This window comes from Pseudomonas sp. MD195_PC81_125, from assembly GCF_014060985.1.
Taxonomy (GTDB): domain Bacteria; phylum Pseudomonadota; class Gammaproteobacteria; order Pseudomonadales; family Pseudomonadaceae; genus Aquipseudomonas; species Aquipseudomonas parakoreensis.
Genome location: NZ_JABULD010000690.1, coordinates 1 through 22,255 on the forward strand (window position 1 = coordinate 1; position 22,255 = coordinate 22,255).

General features: G+C 61.1%; 15 protein-coding genes and 6 pseudogenes. 11 read left to right on the top strand and 10 right to left on the bottom strand.

Annotated features, from left to right (window positions below; all coding sequences use genetic code 11):
• Positions 1-154: 154 nt before the first annotated feature.
• Positions 155-1,107, bottom strand: a pseudogene (locus tag HT737_RS27115) (DUF1853 family protein).
• 115 nt (positions 1,108-1,222) lie between these two features.
• Here HT737_RS27115 and HT737_RS27120 point away from each other — a divergent pair.
• The 6 genes and pseudogenes from HT737_RS27120 (at position 1,223) to pepN (ending at position 7,740) form a co-directional block, all read left to right on the top strand.
• A complete protein-coding gene (locus tag HT737_RS27120) occupies positions 1,223-2,113 on the top strand; it encodes an NAD(+) kinase (RefSeq protein ID WP_003224174.1) in 891 nt (296 codons plus the stop codon).
• A pseudogene (locus HT737_RS27125) lies at positions 2,110-3,085 on the top strand (metallophosphoesterase). The gene HT737_RS27120 and the pseudogene HT737_RS27125 overlap by 4 nt, the downstream one beginning before the upstream one ends.
• A complete protein-coding gene (locus HT737_RS27130) occupies positions 3,082-3,951 on the top strand; it encodes a rhomboid family intramembrane serine protease (RefSeq protein WP_041067247.1) in 870 nt (289 codons plus the stop codon). The pseudogene HT737_RS27125 and the gene HT737_RS27130 overlap by 4 nt, the downstream one beginning before the upstream one ends.
• A 33-nt stretch (positions 3,952-3,984) precedes the next feature.
• Entirely contained in the window at positions 3,985-4,245 is a 261-nt protein-coding gene (locus HT737_RS27135; RefSeq protein WP_007919229.1) for a YeaC family protein, read from the top strand.
• Positions 4,242-5,072, top strand: a complete 831-nt coding sequence (locus HT737_RS27140; protein WP_047293724.1) for a DUF2797 domain-containing protein — start codon at positions 4,242-4,244, stop codon at positions 5,070-5,072. Before HT737_RS27135 ends, HT737_RS27140 begins: the two co-directional genes overlap by 4 nt.
• Before the next feature lie 10 nt (positions 5,073-5,082).
• Positions 5,083-7,740 carry an aminopeptidase N gene (pepN, locus tag HT737_RS27145; protein WP_182404363.1) on the top strand — a complete coding sequence of 886 codons (2,658 nt, stop codon included), beginning with the start codon at positions 5,083-5,085 and terminating at the stop codon, positions 7,738-7,740.
• A 143-nt stretch (positions 7,741-7,883) separates the two neighbouring features.
• Here pepN and katG read toward each other — a convergent pair.
• Positions 7,884-10,156: pseudogene (gene katG, locus HT737_RS27150) on the bottom strand (catalase/peroxidase HPI).
• Positions 10,157-10,490: 334 nt separating this feature from the next.
• Here katG and HT737_RS27155 point away from each other — a divergent pair.
• Positions 10,491-12,528 (top strand): annotated as a pseudogene (locus HT737_RS27155) (TonB-dependent receptor).
• Here the strand turns inward: HT737_RS27155 and HT737_RS32010 are convergent.
• Both HT737_RS32010 and HT737_RS27160 read right to left on the bottom strand, forming a co-directional pair.
• Entirely contained in the window at positions 12,501-12,632 is a 132-nt protein-coding gene (locus HT737_RS32010) for a hypothetical protein (RefSeq protein ID WP_306287276.1), read from the bottom strand. The pseudogene HT737_RS27155 and the gene HT737_RS32010 sit on opposite strands and share 28 nt — an antisense overlap.
• On the bottom strand, positions 12,632-14,863 hold the full coding sequence (locus tag HT737_RS27160) for an LTA synthase family protein (protein WP_182404364.1): 2,232 nt from the start codon (positions 14,861-14,863) through the stop codon (positions 12,632-12,634). Before HT737_RS27160 ends, HT737_RS32010 begins: the two co-directional genes overlap by 1 nt.
• Positions 14,864-14,899: 36 nt before the next feature.
• Here HT737_RS27160 and HT737_RS27165 point away from each other — a divergent pair, with 36 nt between their 5' ends.
• Positions 14,900-15,109, top strand: coding sequence for a hypothetical protein (locus tag HT737_RS27165; protein ID WP_182404365.1), 210 nt, complete (start codon positions 14,900-14,902; stop codon positions 15,107-15,109).
• A gap of 65 nt (positions 15,110-15,174) precedes the next feature.
• Positions 15,175-16,191, top strand: a complete 1,017-nt coding sequence (locus HT737_RS27170; protein WP_182404366.1) for an ABC transporter substrate-binding protein — start codon at positions 15,175-15,177, stop codon at positions 16,189-16,191.
• Positions 16,192-16,236: 45 nt separating this feature from the next.
• Here the strand turns inward: HT737_RS27170 and HT737_RS27175 are convergent, their stop codons facing one another.
• From HT737_RS27175 to HT737_RS27185, 3 genes and pseudogenes are all read right to left on the bottom strand, one after another.
• The gene (locus HT737_RS27175) at positions 16,237-16,821 is read right to left on the bottom strand and encodes an isochorismatase family protein (RefSeq protein ID WP_041067227.1); all 585 of its coding nucleotides are present in this window, start codon (positions 16,819-16,821) and stop codon (positions 16,237-16,239) included.
• Positions 16,822-16,875: 54 nt separating this feature from the next.
• On the bottom strand, positions 16,876-17,712 hold the full coding sequence (locus HT737_RS27180; protein ID WP_182404367.1) for a pirin family protein: 837 nt from the start codon (positions 17,710-17,712) through the stop codon (positions 16,876-16,878).
• Between the two features lie 10 nt (positions 17,713-17,722).
• A pseudogene (locus HT737_RS27185) lies at positions 17,723-18,783 on the bottom strand (alkene reductase).
• Between the two features lie 102 nt (positions 18,784-18,885).
• Between HT737_RS27185 and HT737_RS27190 the strand changes: the two are divergent.
• On the top strand, positions 18,886-19,767 hold the full coding sequence (locus tag HT737_RS27190) for a LysR family transcriptional regulator (RefSeq protein ID WP_047293740.1): 882 nt from the start codon (positions 18,886-18,888) through the stop codon (positions 19,765-19,767).
• Positions 19,745-20,026, top strand: coding sequence for a hypothetical protein (locus HT737_RS27195; RefSeq protein ID WP_182404368.1), 282 nt, complete (start codon positions 19,745-19,747; stop codon positions 20,024-20,026). The genes HT737_RS27190 and HT737_RS27195 overlap by 23 nt, the downstream gene beginning before the upstream one ends.
• 70 nt (positions 20,027-20,096) lie before the next feature.
• Here HT737_RS27195 and HT737_RS27200 read toward each other — a convergent pair whose 3' ends face one another.
• From HT737_RS27200 to HT737_RS27210, 3 genes and pseudogenes are all read right to left on the bottom strand, one after another.
• Entirely contained in the window at positions 20,097-20,576 is a 480-nt protein-coding gene (locus HT737_RS27200; protein ID WP_182404369.1) for a copper chaperone PCu(A)C, read from the bottom strand.
• A pseudogene (locus tag HT737_RS27205) lies at positions 20,576-21,182 on the bottom strand (SCO family protein). The gene HT737_RS27200 and the pseudogene HT737_RS27205 overlap by 1 nt, the downstream one beginning before the upstream one ends.
• Positions 21,183-21,339: 157 nt before the next feature.
• The coding region (locus HT737_RS27210) for an efflux transporter outer membrane subunit (RefSeq protein WP_182404370.1) at positions 21,340-22,255 on the bottom strand (916 nt) is incomplete at its 5' end.

Consider the following 22,255-nt stretch of genomic DNA (forward strand, 5'->3'; position numbering starts at 1 on the left):
GTTTTGTGATGCGGCTCAGAAAGTGAGCACACAGTAGATCCATGGCAAGCCGGCTCCCACAGGTTTTGTGGTGCAGCTCAGAAAGTGAGCACACAGAAGATCCCTGTGGGAGCTGGCTTGCCAGCGATGGGGCCGGTGCAAACGCCGCAAAATCTCAAGCCTGGCCCGGCACATTCGGCCAGAGATCCGCCACCAGAAACAACCGCTCCGCCTCTTCCCATTCACCCCGGGCATTCTCGGTCAGGCGCACCATCAGTTGCGCCGGAGCCATCGGTTCCAGGGTGTCCAGCCACCTCTGCAGGTGTTCAGCGCTCCAGGTCTGATCCGCCGGGTAGTGCGCCGGCGCCAGCCACGCATGGCGGGGGCAGCGGTTGCCAGCGTCCGGCCGGGCGCTGGGCGACGAACGCCGGCCAGTCCTTCTGATGCAACCAACTGCCGCGCAGATGCTGCGGATGCGCCCCTTTCGGCGGCTCGGCGTGACCGGGCCACGGGTACAACAGGTAGCCGCCCAGCCACAACTGCGCACTGAATACTTTCGATATCCAGCGTGGCCAGTGCCGCACGGCTTTCCGGGCGCGCCGAGATCGGCAGCTGGTGTTCGGCCAGATGCGCCAGTTTGCGGTCCAGTCGATCATGACAACCCGGCCCCAGCCATTGCGCCGGGTCGTGGCCGTCACCGTGCTGCGGCCCCAGGTACAACTTGATTGCCAGCTCCAGGTGATGCACGCCGTCGCGGTCGCGCAGCAGCATGTCCAGTTCACCGAGGGTGTGGCCTTCGCGGCGGATCGGCAGGTTGGCGGCGATCAGTTCGATGCCCGGCGCATGCTCCACGGCAAACTGCCACAACCGTTCGTAATAAAGGCCCAGTCGCCGGGTGCGCGCCTGCGACAGCCAATGCAGCAAGCCATAACTGTCCCGGTCCAGTTGCCGCAGCCACTGCTCCAGGCGCGCGGGATCGCTGACCCAGTCGCTGCCGGCCAGCGGATGGCGTTGCGGCCAAGGCGTCGCAGCGAGCATCGGCGGGGCGAGAATCACCCACGCCAGATCCCGCACTTCGGGATGGCGTAATTGATGGGGCAACGGGAGCAGGTCGGGAAACAGGATCATCTTGCGAGCATAGCCTGAAACACGCGCGCACCCTTGAGGCTGAAAGGATTTTGTCTATGGCGGGCTTTCGCCCATAATCGTGCTTTTCGCGTTTTCGATTGTCCGCAGAGGTCCCATGGAGCAATTTCGTAATATCGGCATCATCGGTCGCCTGGGCAGTTCCCAGGTGCTGGATACCGTCCGCCGACTGAAACGCTTTCTGCTCGATCGTCACCTGCACGTGATTCTCGAAGACACCATCGCCGAAGTCCTGCCGGGCCACGGCCTGCAAACCTCGTCGCGCAAGATGCTCGGCGAAGTCTGCGACATGGTCATCGTCGTCGGCGGTGACGGCAGTTTGCTCGGAGCTGCACGCGCATTGGCCAAGCACAATATTCCAGTGCTGGGGATCAACCGTGGCAGCCTCGGCTTTCTGACGGATATTCGCCCCGATGAGCTGGAAGTCGAAGTGGCCAAGGTGCTCGACGGCCACTATCTGGTGGAAAACCGTTTCCTGCTGCAAGCCGAAGTCCGCCGCCACGCCGAGGCCATCGGCCAGGGCGATGCGCTGAACGATGTGGTGCTGCACCCGGGCAAATCGACGCGGATGATCGAGTTCGAGCTGTACATCGACGGCCAGTTCGTCTGCAGCCAGAAGGCCGACGGCCTGATCGTCGCCACCCCGACCGGTTCCACCGCTTACGCGTTGTCGGCGGGTGGCCCGATCATGCATCCGAAGCTCGACGCCATTGTGATCGTGCCGATGTACCCCCATATGTTGTCGAGCCGGCCAATTGTGGTCGATGGCAACAGTGAGCTGAAAATCGTCGTGTCGAAAAACATGCAGATCTACCCGCAGGTTTCCTGCGACGGGCAGAACCACTTCACTTGCGCGCCGGGCGATACCATCACCGTCAGCAAGAAAGCCCAGAAGCTGCGGCTGATTCATCCGCTCGACCACAATTACTACGAAGTCTGCCGGACCAAACTCGGCTGGGGCAGCAAGCTGGGTGGTGGAGGCGACTGATGCTCGATCCCGCGCGCAGTTATGACTTGATTGGTGACGTGCACGGATGCGCCCTGACCCTCGAACACTTGCTTGACCGCCTCGGTTATCACAAGCAGGGCGGGGTCTGGCGGCACCCATCGCGCATGGCCGTGTTCGTCGGCGACATCATCGACCGTGGCCCGCGGATCCGCGAAGCCCTGCACATCGTCCACGACATGGTCGAGGCCGGGCAGGCGCTGTGCATCATGGGCAATCACGAATTCAACGCACTGGGCTGGAGCACGCCGGCGCTGCCGGGCAGCGGCAAGCAGTTCGTGCGCGAACACACGCCGCGTCATGCACGCCTGCTGCACGAAACCCTGACCCAGTTCGAAGACCATCCGGGCGACTGGCATGACTTCCTCAACTGGTTCTACGAACTGCCGCTGGTGGTCGATGCCGGACGATTCCGCGTGGTGCACGCCTGTTGGGATGCCAGCCTGATCGAACCGTTGCGCGGTCTGTTCCCCGATGCGCGTATCGACGAGCACTTTCTCCAGGCCTCGGCCGTGCCCGGCAGCTTCGCCTGCACCGTGTTCGACCGCTTGCTGCGCGGCACCGACATGCGCCTGCCGGATGGTCTGACCATGACCAGCGGCGACGGTCTGGTGCGTTCGTTCTTCCGTACCAAGTTCTGGGAAGACGATCCGAAAACCTACGGCGACATTGTCTTCCAGCCGGATGCACTGCCTGAGCCGGTGGCGCAGAAGCCGCTGACCTCCAGTGAAAAAAAACAACCTGCTGCGCTACGGCATCGACGAGCCGTTGTTGTTCGTCGGCCATTACTGGCGCAGCGGCAAACCGGCGCCGATCCGCCCGAATCTCGCGTGTCTCGATTACAGCGCGGTGCTCTACGGCAAACTGGTGGCCTATCGTCTGGATCAGGAAACACGCCTGGATCCGCATAAATTTGTCTGGGTCGATGTCGAGCGGCCGGAGGTGCTGCAATGAGTGCGGTAGCGGTATTGCGTCTGCCACTGGCGGTGGATTTGAGTGGTTTCGTCAAGCTGCTGCAACGGATGCAGGTGCCGCATCGGGTCAGTGAAGAGGCGGGCGAGCAGGTGCTGTGGGCGCCAGCGGAAATCAGCGAAGACGTACGTTCGCTGTACGAGCGCTTTCCGGCCGGCGATCCCGATCAGCAACTGGACATCCCGCTGGCGCCAACCTTCAAGCGCCCGAGCTTCGCCGAACAACTCAAACACGCCAAGGCCACCGGGTTGATCCTGCTGCTGAGCCTGCTGGTCGGTGGCCTGACCTATCTGGGCGACAACCTCGAAACGATCCGCTGGCTGACTTTCCTCGATTTTCGCGTGGTCGGCGAGTACATCCAGTTCACGCCGCTGGCCGACAGCCTGGCGGCGGGGCAGTGGTGGCGCCTGTTCACGCCGATGCTGCTGCATTTCGGCATCCTGCACCTGGCCATGAACGGCATGTGGTACTGGGAGCTGGGGCGGCGCATCGAGTCACGTCAGGGCAGCATCAATCTGCTCGGGCTGACCCTGCTGTTCAGCCTGGTGTCGAACTACGCGCAGTTTGCCTGGAGCGGCCCGAGCCTGTTCGGCGGCTTGTCCGGCGTGCTTTACGGACTGCTTGGCCACTGCTGGATTTTCCAGTTGCTGGCGCCGAACCCGGCGTATCGCCTGCCGCGTGGGGTGCTGGTGATGATGCTGGTGTGGCTGGTGATCTGCATGTCCGGGCTGGTTTCGATGATCGGTTTCGGTCAGATCGCCAACGCCGCGCACGTCAGCGGGTTACTCATCGGATGCTTCACCGGTTTGTTGGGCGGTTTGTATAACCGCCGTAAACTGGCCGCCTAACATTTTCAGTGAATAAAGAGCACGGAGACCCAGATGTCCTCTTTTAACGACATGATCAACAACATCACCCCGGACATCTACGAGAGCCTGAAACTGGCCGTGGAAATCGGCAAGTGGTCCGATGGTGGCAAACTCACCGCCGAACAGCGCGAGCTGTCGCTGCAGGCGATGATCGCCTGGGAAATCCAGAACCTGCCTGAAGACCAGCGTACCGGTTACATGGGCCCGCAGGAATGTGCGTCGAAGTCGATCGAAGTGCCGAACATCCTGTTCAAGTCGGATGCCATCCATTGATCGAGATTGGCCGCGGTGCAATCAGCAAAATGTCGGCGCGCCTGGACGGGCCGAACGTGCAATACGCGTTTCGTCTCGATGACGTCGAGGTGCCGGTCAACCCCATGATCGGCACTACGGTGCGTCTGGAGTACCTGGGGGCGATTCATTGCACCCATTGCGGGCGCAAGACCAAAACCAGTTTCAGCCAGGGTTACTGCTACCCGTGCATGACCAAACTGGCCCAGTGCGACCTCTGCATCATGAGCCCGGAGCGCTGCCACTTCGAGGCCGGCACCTGCCGTGAGCCGGAGTGGGGTCAGAAGTTCTGCATGACCGATCACGTGGTCTATCTGGCCAACTCGTCGGGGATCAAGGTTGGCATCACTCGTGCTACCCAGTTGCCGACCCGCTGGCTGGATCAGGGCGCGAGTCAGGCGCTGCCGATCATGCGCGTCGCCACACGTCAGCAGTCGGGCTTCGTCGAAGACCTGTTCCGCAGTCAGGTGGCCGACAAGACCAACTGGCGCGCCTTGCTCAAGGGCGATGCGGCGGCGGTGGACCTGGCGCAAGTGCGCGATCAACTGTTTGAAAGCTGCGCCGAAGGCTTGCAAGGTCTGCAACAGCGATTCGGCCTACAGGCAATTCAGACGATTGCCGATGTAGAACCGCTCGAAATCCGCTATCCGGTCGAGCAATACCCGGCCAAAATCGTCAGCTTCAACCTGGACAAGAACCCGATTGCCGAAGGCACGCTGCTGGGGATCAAGGGTCAGTACCTGATTTTCGACACCGGCGTGATCAACGTTCGTAAATACACGGCCTATCAACTCGCCGTGCATCAATAAGGATTCCAGCATGCGCACCGAACAACCGAAGATGATTTACCTGAAGGACTATCAGGCGCCCGAGTACCTGATCGACGAGACGCACCTGACCTTCGAGCTGTTCGAGGACCACAGCCTGGTCCACGCGCAACTGGTGATGCGCCGCAACCCGGAGCGTGGCCCGGGCCTGCCGCCACTGGTACTCGACGGCCAGCAGCTGGAACTGCTGTCGGTGACCCTGGCCGACCAGGAACTGGGCGCCGGCGATTATCAGCTGACTGAGAACACCCTGACCCTGCAGCCGGCCAGCGCCAGCTTCACGGTCGACACCAGCGTCAGAATCCACCCGGAAACCAACACCGCGCTGGAAGGCCTGTACAAGTCCGGCACGATGTTCTGCACCCAGTGCGAGGCCGAAGGCTTCCGCAAGATCACTTATTACCTCGACCGCCCGGACGTGATGAGCAAGTTCACCACCACGGTGGTCGCCGAGCAGCACAGCTATCCGGTGCTGCTGTCCAACGGCAACCCGATCGCCTCCGGGCCGGGCGAAGACGGCCGGCACTGGGCGACCTGGGAAGATCCGTTCATGAAGCCGGCGTACCTGTTCGCGCTGGTGGCCGGTGATTTGTGGTGTGTCGAAGACACCTTTACCACCATGACCAATCGCAATGTTGCACTGCGCATTTACGTCGAGCCGGAAAACATCGACAAGTGCCAGCACGCAATGAACAGCCTGAAGAAGTCGATGCGCTGGGATGAACAGGTCTACGGTCGCGAGTACGACCTGGACATCTTCATGATCGTCGCCGTCAACGACTTCAACATGGGCGCGATGGAGAACAAGGGCCTCAACATCTTCAACTCCAGCGCCGTGCTGGCCCGCGCCGAAACCGCCACCGACGCCGCGCACCAGCGGGTCGAGGCGATCGTCGCCCACGAATATTTCCACAACTGGTCGGGCAACCGCGTGACCTGCCGCGACTGGTTCCAGCTGTCGCTCAAGGAAGGCTTCACCGTGTTCCGCGACGCCGGTTTCTCTTCGGACATGAACTCGGCCACGGTCAAGCGCATTCAGGACGTGGCGTACCTGCGTACCCACCAGTTCGCCGAAGATGCCGGTCCCATGGCCCATGCGGTGCGTCCGGACAGCTTCATCGAGATCTCCAACTTCTACACCCTGACCGTGTACGAAAAGGGCTCGGAAGTGGTCGGCATGATCCACACCCTGCTGGGCGCCGAAGGCTTCCGCAAGGGCAGTGACCTGTACTTCGAACGCCACGACGGTCAGGCCGTGACCTGCGACGATTTCGTCAAGGCCATGGAAGACGCCAACGGTGTCGACCTGACCCAGTTCAAGCGCTGGTACAGCCAGGCTGGCACGCCGCGTCTGGCGGTCAGCGAGTCCTACGACGCTGCGGCGAAAACCTACAGCCTGACCTTCCGTCAGAGCTGCCCGGAAACGCCGGACAAAGTGGAAAAACTGCCGTTCGTGATCCCGGTCGAACTCGGTCTGCTCGACAGCAAGGGCAACGAGATTGTCCTGCGTCTGGCCGGTGAAGCGGCAGCGCAAGGTACCAGCCGTGTGATCTCGGTGACTGAAGCCGAGCAGACGTTCACCTTCGTCGACATCGCTGAACACCCGCTGCCATCGTTGCTGCGTGGTTTCTCGGCGCCGGTCAAACTGAGCTTCCCGTACAACCGCGACCAGTTGATGTTCCTGATGCAGCACGACAGCGATGGCTTCAACCGCTGGGATGCCGGTCAGCAACTGTCGGTGCAAGTGCTGCAGGAATTGATCACCCAGCAGCAGAAGGGCGAAAGCCTGGTGCTTGATCCACGTCTGATCTCGGCGCTGAAAACCGTGCTGTCCGACGAGTCGCTGGATCAGGCCATGGTCGCTGAAATGCTTTCGCTGCCGAGCGAAGCGTATCTGACCGAAATCAGCGAAGTGGCGGAGGTCGAGGCGATCCACGCCGCTCGCGAGTTTGCCCGCAAGCAACTGGCGGACAACCTGTTCGAAGCGCTGTGGCTGCGTTATCAGGCCAACCGCGATTTGTCGAAGCAGACGCCATACGTGGCCGAGGCCGAGCACTTTGCCCGTCGCGCGCTGCAGAATATTGCGCTGTCGTACCTGATGCTCAGCGGCAAGCCGGAAGTGTTGGCCGCTACACAGGAACAGTTCGAAAACAGCGACAACATGACCGAGCGCCTCACCGCGTTGGCGGTGCTGGTCAACTCGCCGTTCGAAGAACAAAAGGCCAAAGCGCTGGCAACTTTCGCCGAGCACTTCAAGGACAACCCGCTGGTCATGGATCAGTGGTTCAGTGTGCAGGCCGGCAGCACATTGCCGGGCGGTCTGGCGCGGGTGAAGGCGTTGATGCAGCACCCGGCGTTCAACATCAAGAACCCGAACAAGGTACGTGCGCTGGTCGGTGCGTTTGCCGGGCAGAACCTGATCAACTTCCACGCCGCCGACGGTTCGGGCTACCGCTTCCTCGCGGATCTGGTGATCGAATTGAACGGCTTCAACCCGCAGATCGCCTCGCGGCAACTGGCGCCACTGACCCGCTGGCGCAAATACGACAGCGCCCGTCAGGCCTTGATGAAGGCTGAGCTGGAGCGGATTCTGGCTTCTGGGCAGTTGTCGAGCGATGTGTACGAAGTGGTGAGCAAAAGCCTGGCGTAACGCTCGCCTGATCAATATTTCAGGCGAACACAAAAACCCTGTAGGAGCTGTCGAGTGAAACGAGGCTGCGATCTTTTGATTCTGGTTTTTTTAAATCAAGATCAAAAGATCGCAGCGTGCCGCAGCTCCTACAGTTTATTGCGTTACTTCAGGTCAAACCGATCCAGCTCCATCACCTTGGCCCATGCCGCCACGAAGTCCTTCACGAACTGCTCCTTCGCGTCAGCACTCGCATACACCTCGGCCAGCGCGCGCAAAATCGCGTTGGAACCAAACACCAGATCCACCCGCGTCGCCGTCCACTTCACGCTGCCGGTCTTGCGGTCGCGTCCTTCGAACTCGTCTGCTGCCGGTGAGGTCGGCTTCCACTCCACGCCCATGTCCAGCAGGTTGGTGAAGAAGTCATTGCTCAGCGTTTCAGCGCGCGAGGTGAACACACCATGCCGACTTTGCCCGACGTTGGCCCCCAGTACCCGCAGACCGCCGACCAGTACGGTCATTTCCGGGGCGGAGAGGGTGAGCAGTTGCGCCTTGTCGATGAGCAGGGCTTCGGCGGAAACGGTGTATTTGCCTTTGCTGTAGTTACGGAAACCATCGGCAATCGGTTCGAGGAAACCAAACGACTCGACATCGGTTTGCTCCTGAGTCGCATCGGTTCGACCTGGATTGAACGGCACCGACACCGAGTGCCCGGCGTTTTTCGCCGCTTGTTCGACCCCGGCGTTACCTGCCAGCACGATCAGATCCGCCAGCGAGACTTTCTTGCCGGATGATCCGGCGTTGAACTCGTTCTGAATGCCCTCAAGGGTTTTCAGCACCTTGTCCAGTTGCTCCGGCTGATTGGCCTGCCAGAATTTCTGTGGGGCCAGACGCAGACGGCCACCGTTGGCGCCGCCACGCTTGTCGGAACCACGGAAGGTTGATGCGGCGGCCCATGCGGTGGACACCAGTTGCGACACCGACAGCCCGGACGCCAGCACTTTGCTTTTCAGCGCCGCCGCGTCGTTGCTGTCGATCAGCGGGTGCGTGGCCTCAGGAATCGGGTCTTGCCACAGCAGTTCCTCGTTCGGCAGTTCCGGGCCGAGGTAGCGCGACAGTGGGCCCATGTCACGGTGGATCAGCTTGTACCAGGCGCGGGCGAAGGCGTCCGCCAGTTGGTCCGGGTTGGCCAGGAAGCGTCGGGGCGATCGGCTCGTAGATCGGGTCGAAGCGCAGCGCCAGGTCTGAAGTGAGCATGGTCGGCGAGAGCTTTTTGCTCGGATCGTGCGCATGGGGAACGGTACCCGCCCCGGCGCCATTTTTCGGTTTCCACTGGTGCGCACCGGCCGGACTCTTGAACAGTTCCCACTCGAAACCGAACAGGTTTTCCAGGTAGTTGTTGCTCCACTGGGTCGGAGTGGTGGTCCAGGTGACTTCGAGGCCGCTGGTGATGGTGTCGGCGCCTTTGCCGGTGCCGAATGCGTTGCGCCAACCGAGGCCTTGTTCTTCCAGTCCGGCCGCTTCCGGCTCAGGCCCGACATTGTCGGCCGGGCCGGCGCCGTGGGTTTTGCCGAAGGCGTGACCGCCGGCGATCAGGGCCACGGTTTCTTCGTCGTTCATGGCCATGCGGCCAAAGGTTTCGCGGATATCGCGACCCGAGGCGACCGGATCGGGATTGCCTTCCGGACCTTCCGGGTTGACGTAGATCAGGCCCATCTGCACGGCGGCCAGCGGGTTTTCCAGGTTGCGTTCGCCCTGATCGGTGCGGCTTTCCTCTTTGCCATGCAGATCGGGTTCGGCCACCAGTGTGCCGTCCCCGGGTTCCTGCATGGCTGACTTGTCTTTGCCGTAACGGCTGTCGCCACCGAGCCATTCGCGTTCCGAACCCCAGTACACGTCTTCATCCGGCTCCCAGACATCGGGACGGCCGCCGGAGAAACCGAAGGTCTTGAAGCCCATGGATTCCAGTGCGACGTTGCCGGTGAGCACGATCAGGTCGGCCCAGGAAATATTGCGACCGTATTTCTGTTTGATCGGCCACAGCAGGCGCCGGGCCTTGTCGAGGCTGACGTTGTCCGGCCAGCTGTTGAGGCGGGGCGAAACGCTGCTGGCCGGAGCCGGCGCCCCCGCGCCCGTCGGCGGTGCGATAGGTGCCGGCACTGTGCCAGGCCATGCGGATGAACAGCGGGCCGTAGTGGCCGAAGTCGGCTGGCCACCAGTCCTGCGAGTCGGTCATCAGCGCGCGCAGGTCTTGTTTCAGGGCCTGGAAGTCCAGGCTCTTGAAGGCTTCGGCGTAGTTGAAGTCCTTGCCCAGCGGATCGGACTTGGGCGAGTGCTGGCTGAGGATCTTCAGGTTCAGTTGATTCGGCCACCAGTCACGGTTCGTCGTACCACCACCGGCAGCGTGGTTGAACGGGCATTTCGATTCATTTGCCATGTTCGGATCCTTATCAGGTCTTGTGCGGCCGGCTCATGCCGACTTCGGACTAGTAAGGCTAGACCCGACTTGGGCAACCAGCTAATAGGCCGACTATTGGAGGTTGATAGGCGCAGTCTTTCAGCGTTTTTGCCTGTTGCGCAGGTTGGATGATTGTCTGATGCGACCTTGAAATCCCCGTGCTTGAGGGCTTGCTGCAAAACGGATTGCGAGAATCGTGATGACAGAAAGAAATGTTATTGTATAACATAAAAAAGATTTCATTCTGTTTCTGCCAGCGTTACTCGCCAAACGCCGGCAGCGATCTCATTTTTCTGCTCATGGAAGTTCTGAAATACCTGCCCGTTCCCAACCCCTTCAACGACGCCTGACTCCTCTGGCCGCCGCACTGCTTGTTGCCTCACCTGTGTTCGCCGCCGAGCCGCTCGAACTGCAACCGCAAGTCATCACCGGCAATCCGCTGGGCAGCCAGACCCTGGCATCGCCCTCGACCGTCCTCAGCGGCGACGACCTCACGTTGCAGCAGAAGGGTAGCCTCGGCGAGACGCTGAACAAGCAGCCCGGCGTGTTCTCGTCGTACTTTGGCCCGGGCGCGAGTCGGCCGATCATTCGCGGGCAGGACGGTGACCGCATTCGCATCCTGCGTAACGGCGTCGGCGCGCTGGACGCCTCGTCGCTGTCCTACGATCACGCGGTGCCGCTGGACCCGGTCAACGTCGAGCGCATTGAAATCGTCCGTGGCCCGGCGGCGTTGCTGTACGGCGGCAGCGCGATCGGCGGGGTGGTCAACACCTTCGATAACCGCATCCCCACTGAAGCCATCGAAGGCATTCACGGGGCCGGCGAGTTGCGTTACGGCGGTGCCGACACGACCCGCAGCAGCGCGGGGAAACTCGAGGCCGGCAACGGTCAGTTCGCCTTGCACCTGGACGCCAGCGCCCGTGAATTCAATGACCTGAAAATTCCCGGCTACGCCAAGACCGGCACGGCGCGCGCCAACGACGACGGCGACTCGCGCAAGCATCGGCTCGCCAACAGCGACGGTCGTCAGGATGGCGGCGCCGTCGGCAGTTCCTACACTTGGGATGACGGTTACGCCGGTCTGTCCTACAGCCATTACGATTCGAACTACGGCTCGCCCGCCGAAGACGACGTGCGCATTCGCATGCAGCAGGAGCACTACGCGTTCGCCTCGGAAATGCGCAATCTCGACGGGCCATTCAGCTCGATCAAACTCGATGCCGGCTACACCGATTACCAGCACCGGGAAATCGAGGGCGGTGAAGTCGGTACCACCTTCAAGAACAAGGGTTACGAAGCTCGGATCGAGGCTCGGCATCAACCGTTGGGCCCGTTCAACGGGGTGATCGGCGCCCAGGTCAGCCGCAACGAATTCTCGGCACTGGGCGAAGAAGCCTTTGTGCCGCACACCGATACTGACGCTGGCGCACTGTTCATTCTGGAAGAGTTGCAAGCCACTGAGCGCCTGCTGTTCACCCTCGGCGGACGCCTCGAACACACCACCGTCGACCCAGACGCCAAAGGCAACGAGCGCTTTGCCAATGCCGACCGCTCCAGCAGTTTCACCGCCGGCAGCCTGTCGTCCGGCGCGGTGTACACGCTGACGCCGATCTGGTCGGTCGCCGCGACATTGGGCTACACCGAACGCGCGCCGACCTTCTATGAGTTGTACGCCAACGGCGCCCACGTCGCGACCGGCACCTATGAAGTCGGCGATGCCGGGCTGTCGAAAGAAAAAGCCGTGTCCAGCGACCTCGCATTGCGCTTCGACAACGGCACGCACAAGGGCAGTGTCGGTGTGTTTTACAGTCACTTCTCCAACTACATCGGCTTGCTCGGCACGGGCCGTACACTGAATGACGAAGGCGAAGAGGATGCTGGCGGGATTGCCGAATACACCTACTCGGGTGTGCGTGCACGTTTCAGTGGCATCGAGGCGCAGGATCGCTGGACGCTTGGCGAAAATGCCTACGGCAAATTTGCTTTTGGAGCTGTCAGGCGATTACACCCGCGCCAAGAATCTCGACAACGGCCAGGACCTGCCGCGCATCGCGCCGCTGCGCTTGAACAGTGGTTTGCTGTGGGAGCTGGATCGCTGGCAGGCGCGGATCGATATCGAACACGCCAGCTCGCAGCATCGTGTGCCAGACAACGAAAGCAGCACCGACGGCTACACCACGCTGGGCGCCAATGTGGGTTATCACTTTGATGTCGGCCAGAGCAAATGGCTGGCCTTCGTCAACGCCGAGAACCTGACCAACCAGACCGTGCGCTATGCCAGTTCGATCCTGCGCGATATTGCACCGGCAGAAGGTCGCAGCATTCAGGTCGGGTTGCGCACGACGTTCTGATAGCCCTTCGCCCCCCTGTCGGAGCTGCCGCAGGCTGAAATCTTTTGATCCTGAAAAAACGAAATCAAAAAGATCGCAGCCTGCGGCAGCGCCTGCTCGGGCATCAGCTTGATTGTGCGGTGTCATCCTCCGGCAGCGCATCCAGCGGATCTTCCTGCCCCGGCAATTCGGTGATCACACTGAAATCCGTGACCTCGACCGCGCCCAATCCATAGCCCAGCAAATGGAACGAGAAGGCCTTGCGCTGTTGCGGGTTGTCGAAGCTGAAATCCATCTCCAGCGGCTGGTCCGCCGTGGCGACCATCTCGGTCGGCAGGCCCAGTTGCACGTCCTGTTCGAACTCCTTGGCCTTGAGCTGAATGTACGCCGCCTGCTGCGGGTCCACCGAGCGCACGGTCAGGCGCACGCGGGTGTGCGAGCCCTTGGGCATTTCCAGGTACTGCGCGCCGATCAGGTTGTCGGCCCAGTCATCGTTGATCTGCGCCTGCAGCGGGATGACATTATTGCTGCCGAACTGGTAACGCTGATTGAGCGGGGTGCGCAGCAGCGACAGGTCCAGCGCCATGGCCCGCGCGGCAATCTGCCGGGCCTGCTGGCTGCTTTCATTGCCCTTGAAGGTGGCACGCTCGGCAATGAACCCGGCGCTTTCGTAGTAGCGGCAACGGCGCGGCATGTCGCACTCGGAGAAGATCCCCTGACCATTGTGGTAGCGCAGTTTGCCGTTGGTGTAGGACATGATTTCGCGCCCGCTGTCGTAGTCGCGAAACAGCGAGCGCCCGCTCAGCGCCGTCGGCACTGGCAAGTCGAAATAATCGAGGATCGATGCGCTCAGATCGACATGTCCGTACACCCCGGCATTCAGTCGCGGCAGTTGCTCATGTTCCGGTGCCAGCGTCAGGTTGAAGCCCCACGACGACGCCAGACGCACACCATCGATGCCGTGGGATTCGTCCGAGGTGATCACCACCAGCGTGTCCTTGAGCACGCCCTGGCGTTCGAGGCCGCTGAGGAACTGCCCCAGCGCATCGTCGAGATAACCGACAGCGGCCTGCTTCGGTGTCTCGTAGCGCGCCAGATAGTCTTCCGGCGCGGAGTAGGGCTGGTGGGTGCCAACGGTCAGCAGGGTGAGCATCCACGGTTGCTTCTGCTGCTTCAGTTGACCAACGTAGTCCAGCGCGCCTTCAAAGAACGCCTTGTCATCCTTGCCCCACGGAAACTCCAGATAGTTGGCGTTAGAGAACCATTCCAGACCGTGGGTCGCATCGAAACCGATGTGCGGCATGATCTTGTCTTTGGCCATGAAACGCAGACCGGCGCCTTGCAGGTAATGAGTGCTGAAGCCGTGCTGGCGCAGCTGCGCCGGCAGGCAGGCCTGATTGCGCTCCTGCTGGGTAAGCATTTCCACGCCTTTGGGCGTGCCGTTGTTGAGCTTGTCGTAATCGCCGCAGAGCATGGCGTACAGGCCGCGAATGGTCTGGTGCGTATGCAGCACGTAATCCGGGGTGTTCATGCCGCGCTCGGCCCAGCGGCTGAGGTTGGGCATCAGGTCTTCCTGATAATGGCTGCCGATGGCCTCGCGATTCGCGCGGATGTACGCGCCGGGAATGCCTTCCAGGGCGATGATCAGCACGTTGCGCGCCTGCCCCGGCGCGGCCAGCAATTTGTGGCCATTGAGATCCAGATCGGTCAGCCCGGCCATCTGTGGCGCGGCGGGTTCGACGTCACCGTCCAGCCATTCCTCGGCCTGCAACTGCAGATCGGCGACTTGCGAGGCGAGCAACTGATGCGGCAGGTTGTACAGGCGCCACGGATCTTCCTCGCTCGGCCACTGGTTTTGCACGCCCCAGTGCGCAGCGAACAGCAGCGCCGGTGCGGCCCACACGGCACGGGGCAGGGCAGCAGCGGGTTGCGCGCGATTGGCGAACCGCGTCAGCAACCAGAACAGCAGCGCCAGCAACAGCGCCACAGCCAGCGCCGGATGGGCAAAGCCGCCACCGGTGGAGTTTTCCACGAACTGCGGGTCAATCAGGTAATGCAGGTCGGCAGGATTCGGCAGCCGGCCGACAGCACTGACCAGTTCCGCCGTCGCCACCGCCAGCAACCCCCAGAACAGCAGCAACGGCAACGCCAGCCACCACACCCGGCGATGCAGCAACATCACCAGCAAACTGCCAATCGCCAGGTCGGACAAATAGCCCAGCGGCGATGACCAGCCCAACGCCGCGCGCAGGCACACCGGTACGATCAGTACCAGCAGAATCAGGGAAAACAGGCGGGCATGCGGCTGCCGCAACCAACGCAAAAGAACGCTCACAAACACAGACCTTCCAGCCATCAAACCGTCATAAAAGTGTGCGCGATGATACCAAGGGTGGGCTTTCTGATCGCCCTTTTAAACTACCGGCTGATCCGCTCTCGAAGGCACGGCGCAGGGCTTGAGACCGTGACTGGCGTTGATGTCAGCGCGCTGACGGCTGACGCAAAGCGTGTAACCGATGGCAGATTTATTGTTTCAGGCTGTTTAAATCAGCGCATGACGGCCCATGCGAGCGTGCTATGGATATTCGATAACGGTATTTAATTTCTGTTTTTTATAGCGATAGAGTTTGGCCTTTCAGCCAAATCCACCCCTGCTGCGAGGTTGTCATGGCCACACCGTTCAAACGTTCTGCGCTGACCCTGTTGGCCGCATCCCTGGCAGGTAGTTTGCTGTTCAGCAGCGGTGCGCAGGCCGAGGGCAAGATCAGCATCGCCCAGCAATTCGGCATCGGTTATCTGATTCTCGATGTGGTCCGTGATCAGCAGTTGATCGAAAAACACGGCAAGGCGCAGGGGCTGGAGATCAAGGTCGACTGGAACAGCATCTCCGGCGCCACTGCGATGAACGAAGCGCTGCTGACCGGCGCGCTGGATGTGGTCTCCGCCGGGGTGCCGCCGATGCTCACCGTGTGGGATCGCACCCGTGGCAAACAGAACGTCAAGGCCATTGCCTCGCTCGGCTCGATGCCCAATTACCTGCTGACCAACAACCCGAACATCAAGACCCTGAAGGATTTCAGCGACAAGGATCGTATCGCCGTGCCGGCGGCGGGCGTGGGTTTCCAGTCGCGGACCCTGCAGATCGAAACGGCCAGGGAATTCGGCAATGACCAGTACAAGAAATTTGACGACATCTCGGTCAGCCTGCCGCATCCGGACGCCACGGCGGCGCTGATTGCCGGCGGTTCGGAAATCAACGCGCATTTCTCCAGTCCGCCGTTCCAGTATCAGGCGCTGCAAAACCCCAACGTGCACAAAGTGCTGAGTTCCTACGACGTGCTCGGTGGTCAGGCCACCTTCAACGTGCTTTACACCACGGAAAAATTCCACGACGAAAACCCCAGGACCTACAAGGCGTTCTACGACGCGTTGGCCGAAGCGGAAAAAATCATCAAGGCTGACAAACCCGCCGCCGCCCAGGCGTACATCCGCGTCGAACAGTCGAAGCTGCCGCTGGCGCTGGTCGAGCAGATCGTCACTGATCCGGAAATCGACTTCACGGTGGTGCCGCAGCGCACGTTTATCTATGCCGAAAAATTGCAGGAACTGGGCGTGCTGAAGAACAAGGCCGGCAGTTGGAAGGATTACTTCTTTGAAGAGGCGCATGGTGGCGCGGGGAGCTGATGCATAAAAAACAGCCGCCGAGCGGCGGCTGCCGGAGTTGAGTGATCAGGACTGCAAGGCTTCCATCAACACCTGCACCAGTTGGCCACCCTCAGGGGTTGCCCAACTGCCGGCCAGTTCGGCGATCAACTGATTGGTCGTGGTCAGGGTCACCCCCCCTTTGTCCATGCGGCGCAAGGCGATATCGTCGGCCATGACGCTCGGCGATCCGCCGCCATCGGCAACCACCTGCACTTCATAACCGTCGCGCACTAGACTCAACGCCGGGTATACCGTGCAGACGTCGTTGGTGACCCCGGCAATAATCAGCTTCTTGCGTCCGGTCGCCTTGACGGCGCCGGCAAAGTTTTCATCATCCATGGCGTTGACGATGCCCAAGCGTTTGACTCGTGCGGCGAACTCGGCAGGCAGGATCGTCTCAAGTTCGCTGAGCAATGGACCCTGAGCGTATTCCTCCATACTCGACGTCAGCACCACCGGCAGTTTGAGAATGCTTGCGGTTCTGGCGAGCATCAGGGCATTGCGTTTGAGTTCTTCGAACGGAATGGATTTCACCCAGCCCATGGTGCCCACCTGATGGTCGATCAACAGCAGGGCAGCATTATTGGCACTGAATTTCTCGTAACTCATGGTATCTCTCCTGGCAGATGTTACGGGGCACGGCGCCCCGGTCGATGGAACGGTTCAACGGGGTTGCAGAGTTCCGAACTCACCGCGCTGATAGGCCGCAACCGCCCGGCTCAGCGCGTCTGACGAGGCAAGTGCCAGCGGCCCCTGCCAATACACCGGTTGATGCAATGGCACACCACGAAACACCACGGCGTGGGCGGGTGCATCTGTAGCCCGCAGGGTGATGCTGTGCGCTTCGCCGATGGCCAGGCTCACGGGTACCTGCGCGTTGTCGATGGTGAAACGCTGGTCGTCGATCCAGATGTCGCCGTCGATTGGCATGACGAACGCCGACTCGCCGCTGGCAACGGGAATCCGCACTTCGTGCCTCGGCTTGATGCTGATATCGAGCAGGCTTACGTCGGTCGGCAGATCCAGCGGCGAGCGGGTGTCGAGAAAGGCACCCAGTGGCAACCGGATTTCGGCCCCCGGCAAACGCAAGACCGGCACGTCTTCAGGGGCAAGACTGAGGGCAAAAGGCGCAGCCTCCTGAAATGCGAGCGGCAAATTGATGAAAATTTGCAGCATGTGTACGGTCTTGCCGCTTTCGTTCGGGACCTCTTCGTGAACGATGCCTTTGCCGGCGGCTGTCCAGTGCAGGCCACCTGGTCGAATCAAGTTGCGGTTGCCCAGCGAATCACGGTTGTCGATTGCGGTTTGCGAGTCGGCAAACAGATACGACACCGCGCTGAACCCAGCGTGTGGGTGGGGCGCAAACGTCGGCCCGCTGATCCACGCATGATCTACGGCAAGAAACGGGTCGATGCTGACATCCGGCTGCCCGCCGTGCAGAGAAAAGGCACGGAAATGGCTGCCGTGACGCATGGACTTCAAGGAGGCGCGGGCGGACATGGCAGACTCCTTACGCTTGGCTCAATGTCGGATAGTCGATATAGCCTTGGCGCCCGGGGTGTAGAACGTGTCTTTGTCCGGTGCATTGAGTTCGGCACCGAGACGCAGACGCTCGGGCAGATCCGGGTTGGCAAGGAACGCACTGCCGAACACCACAGCATCCGCTTGTGCGTTTTCGATCAACGCCTGGGCGGCGGCTTGATCGAGTCCTCCACCGATCAGGTAGCGACCATCGAAGAGTGGCCGCAGCAACGCGTGATAGTCGGTCTTGGCGCCAAACAAGGCGACGTGCAGATAAGCAAGGTCGAGACTGTGCAGGTGCTCGACCAGATAGGTGTACGTTGCTTGTGGGTCGGCATCGATGATGTCGTTGAAATTCATCTCGGGGGAGATTTTCAAGCCCACGCGATCACTGCCAATTTCCGTGGCAACTGCCGCCAGCACTTCGAGGAGGAACCGCGCGCGATTTTCCACCGAGCCGCCATATTCATCACTGCGCTGGTTGCTGCCAGAGGAGAGAAACTGCTCTGGCAGATACCCGGAGGCCCCATGCACTTCAACACCATCGAAACCGGCCTCAATCGCCCGGCGAGCTGCCTGACGGTAGCCTTCAACCACTGCGGCAATTTCGACCACGCTCAGTGCATGCGGCGTGACGAAGTCTTGCAGGCCATTCGAGGTCCAGGTCTGACCAGCCGGTTTGATCGCCGACGGTGCCAGGGGCAGGGCGCCGCGGGGTTGCAGCGACGGATGGGAGATTCGTCCGCTGTGCATCAATTGCATGAAAATTCGGCCGCCTTGAGCATGCACCGCGTCGGTGACTTGTTTCCAGGCGCTGACCTGTTCGTCGGTCTCGATCCCGGGAGTACGCACGTAGCCTTTACCCGTCCCCTGGGGATACACGCCTTCACTGATGATCAGGCCGGCGCCGGCGCGCTGCGTGTAATAAGTGGCGACCAGATCACTGGGTACGCCGTCGTCATCGGCACGGGATCGAGTCATCGGCGCCATCACCAGACGGTTCTCAAGTACAACGCGACCCATCTGGACGGCCGTGAATAGCGAACTCATTTTGCTGCTCCTCGGTAATTGATGTGGCTATCATTGATCAATCCGTTTTCGGGATAAATCCGCTAAAGATGAAATGACTATTCCACTCATGGAGCAATTTCCGTGGAGCTTTTGAACGATATGGCGCTGTTTGTGGAGGTAGTGAAGGTGCGCAGCTTTCGTCGCGCGGCCGAGGCACTGGGCATGCCCAATTCGACTCTATCGCGGCGCATCAGCGGCCTTGAAAAGGCCATTGGCCTGCGTTTGCTACATCGCACCACGCGCAAGCTTGAACTGACTGAAGCCGGGCAGCTGTACTTTGACCGCTGCAAGCGGATCGTCGAGGAGGCGCGCCTGGCGCACGAGCAACTGGGTGAAATGCTGGCGCAGCCCAGTGGACTGTTGCGCGTGTCGATGCCGGTGGATTTCGCTAACGTTTATCTGGCACCGCTGATCGCCGAATTTGCCGGGAATTACCCGGGCATCAGCTTCGATTTCGACCTTACGCCACGCCAGGTGGATCTGGTCAGCGAGCCGGTGGATGTCGTGATCCGCATGGGTGAGCCGGCGACGTCCAATCTGATCGCCCGCAAGCTCACCACGTTGCGACGCGGGTTGTATGCATCACCGGGGTATCTGCAGCGTTTTGGTACGCCGCGGCAACCGAGTGATCTGGTGAAGCACGAGTGCTTGCGTTTGCGCACGCCAAGGCCGGACAACTGGATCCTGTCTACGGCCGGAGAGACGATTGAAGTCGAAATCGCCGGACGCTTTCAGCTCAACAGTGTCGGCATGCTCAGGCGCCTGGCCATGCTTGATCAGGGAATCGCCGTGTTGGCCGAAGGCATTGCCGCCGAAGATCTGGCCAGCGGCGCGTTATGCCGGGTGTTGCCGCAGTGGCAGTCCAATTCAATTGCGGTATACGCACTGACGGAAACCCGCTTGTTGCCGGCCAAGACCCAGCGTTTCATCGAGTTTTTGCGTGAGCGGCTGGTGGATGCCTGAGGATGTTGTCGGCGCCAACCTGAAGCTGTTCACCTGGAAAACCGTACTGATCACCCTTGGGCTGTGGACAGTGGTCAACCTGATCACCGGTTGGCTGGGATTCTTTGTGGCAGCCGGTTATCTCGGTTATCGCTGGAGTCAGGTGTTGAAGCGCAAGCAGCAGTTGGCTGCGGCGCCCGTGGAGAAAACTGCGGCGGCACCGCGCTCGGGGATGTCGAGAGAAAGCGTGCGCAACGCACTGGCCCGCAAGCGCGGCTGACAGGTGCGATAAAAAAAGGGGCGACCTGATCATCAATCAGGCCGCCCCTTTTTATTACCGCCAAGTCAGATCAATGCATCTTGCTGTGATCGTGGCCTTCCATGTGCGTCAGCGCACGGACTTCGGCTTTGACTTCGACGGTTTCTTTCTCGCCCTTGGCGTTTTCCACGGTCAGGGTCAGCAGCACGCTTTCGCCTTCCTTGAGCTGAGCGGTCAGGCCCATCAGCATCACGTGGTAGCCGTTCGGGTCGAAGCTGACCGCTTTGCCGGCCGGCAGGTCGACCGATTTGACCGGGCCCATGCTCATCACGTCGTTCTTCATGGTCATTTCGTGGATCTGTACATCTTTGGCCACCGGCGAGGCCACGCTCAGCAGTTTGCTGTCGCTGTCGGCGGTGACGGTCATGAACGCACCGCTGGCCGATTGGGTCGGCACGGTCGCACGCACCCAGGCGTCGTCGACCTTGGTCTGAGCGCTGGCCTGAAACGCCAGGCCCAGCAGGGACACAGCGAGAACGGCGCGTTTGATGTTGTTCAAAACGGGGTGCATCAGCAGACCTCCATAACGGTGAGCAAATCTTCCGTGCACTCTTGTGCCGAAAGCGATACAGACAGACCCAGGCGCAACTGGCCGCGCGAGTCGTAGACGTAACTGGTGGACGTGTGGGAGATCGTGTAGGTGTCGCCCGCCGGGACCTTCTCGTAGAACACGTCGAATTCCTTGGCGGTGGCCTTGGTTTCCTCGACGGTGCCGTACAGCGCGACGAAACTCGGGTCGAAGGCTTTGACGTAGCTGTCGAGGATCTGCGGCGTGTCGCGTTCCGGGTCGAGGGTGATGAAGATCACCTGCAGACGGTCGCCATCCTTGCCCATCAGTTTTTTTGATTTGCGCGGCGCGGGCGAGGGTGGTCGGGCACACGGCCGGGCATTGGGTGAAGCCGAAGAAGATCATCGGCATCATGCCGCGGAAGCTCGACAGCGTCATGGTTTCGCCGTCGGTGTTCTTCAGCTTGAAGGTGCGCCCGAGGATCTTGTCGCTCAGGTCCTTGCCGTACTTGTACGACAGTTGGCCACGGGTGTCGCAGCCGGCGAGCAGGCCCAGGCCCAGCACGCCCATTCCCGCAAGCACCTTGCGGCGAGTCAACAAAGCCGTCATCTAATACCGCCTTTTGCAGCCCGTCAGTCGGCAGGACTGGCGGGGGGGTTAACCGTAAAAGCGGCGCATGATACCAAACTGACGGCAGACGCCGGCCACGGATCGCCGCGTGGCGCAGGATCTGGCGACAAAAGGTGTAAGAAAAAGTGACGGGAGGCTAATGAAAATTCGCCTCATCGGCCCGCCAGCCGCCGCCCAGCGCGGTGTACAGGTTGACCTCGGCCACCAGTTGCGCAAGCCGATCGGTGATCAGCCCCTGCTGTGAACTGAACAGCGAACGCTGTGCGTCGAGAAACGTCAGGCTGCTGTCGACGCCATTCTGATACCGATGCTGCGCCAGGTTGTAGTAGTCCTGAGTGGCCCGCACCAGATCGCGTTGTGCCTGCAATTGCTGCTGATAAGTGCTGCGCGCCGCGAGGCCATTGGCGACTTCCTGAAACGCGGTCTGAATCGATTTCTCGTATTCGGCGACTGCGACGTCTTTCTGCAATTTCGAATAATCCAGGCTCGCGCGCAGGCTGCCGGCATTGAAAATCGGCAGGTTGATTTGCGGCTGGAACGTCCAGGCGCCCGAGCCGGCGCTGAACAGCCCGGACAGATCGCGGCTGGAGGTGCCGGCACTGGCGGTCAGGCTGACACTGGGGAAAAACGCCGCGCGCGCCGCGCCGATATTGGCGTTGGCCGCCTTCAGTTGGTACTCGGCCTGGAGAATGTCCGGGCGCCGTTGCAGCAAATCCGACGGCAACCCGGCCGGCAGTTGCCGGATCAGATCGCTGGCCAGTGGTTGCGCCGGCAGTTGCTCGGGGACTGGCGCGCCGACCAACAGCGTCAGGCTGTTGAGATCCTGCGCCACCTGGCGTTTGTAGCGCGCCAGATTGGCTCGCGAACTGTCGACGCTGGTCTTGGCCTGCGCCTGTTCCAGTGCCGAAGACTTGCCGGCGTCACGGTTGCGCGTGGTCAGGCGCAGGCTCTGTTCATCGGCGACGAGGGTCTGGCGCGTCAGTTCAAGCAACTCCTGATCGGCGCGCCAGGTCAGGTAGGCATTGGCGACGTTGGCCACCAGACTCAGCTCG

Coding starts and splice junctions, on each gene's coding strand:
- HT737_RS27130 (WP_041067247.1), top strand. CDS start 3,082: ATGAGTGCGGTAGCGGTATTGCGTCTGCCACTGGCGGTGGATTTGAGT.
- HT737_RS27120 (WP_003224174.1), top strand. CDS start 1,223: ATGGAGCAATTTCGTAATATCGGCATCATCGGTCGCCTGGGCAGTTCC.
- HT737_RS27135 (WP_007919229.1), top strand. CDS start 3,985: ATGTCCTCTTTTAACGACATGATCAACAACATCACCCCGGACATCTAC.
- HT737_RS27175 (WP_041067227.1), bottom strand. CDS start 16,821: ATGAGTTACGAGAAATTCAGTGCCAATAATGCTGCCCTGCTGTTGATC.
- HT737_RS27180 (WP_182404367.1), bottom strand. CDS start 17,712: ATGTCCGCCCGCGCCTCCTTGAAGTCCATGCGTCACGGCAGCCATTTC.
- HT737_RS27200 (WP_182404369.1), bottom strand. CDS start 20,576: ATGCACCCCGTTTTGAACAACATCAAACGCGCCGTTCTCGCTGTGTCC.
- HT737_RS32010 (WP_306287276.1), bottom strand. CDS start 12,632: ATGCCCGAGCAGGCGCTGCCGCAGGCTGCGATCTTTTTGATTTCGTTT.
- HT737_RS27170 (WP_182404366.1), top strand. CDS start 15,175: ATGGCCACACCGTTCAAACGTTCTGCGCTGACCCTGTTGGCCGCATCC.
- HT737_RS27160 (WP_182404364.1), bottom strand. CDS start 14,863: ATGGCTGGAAGGTCTGTGTTTGTGAGCGTTCTTTTGCGTTGGTTGCGG.
- pepN (WP_182404363.1), top strand. CDS start 5,083: ATGCGCACCGAACAACCGAAGATGATTTACCTGAAGGACTATCAGGCG.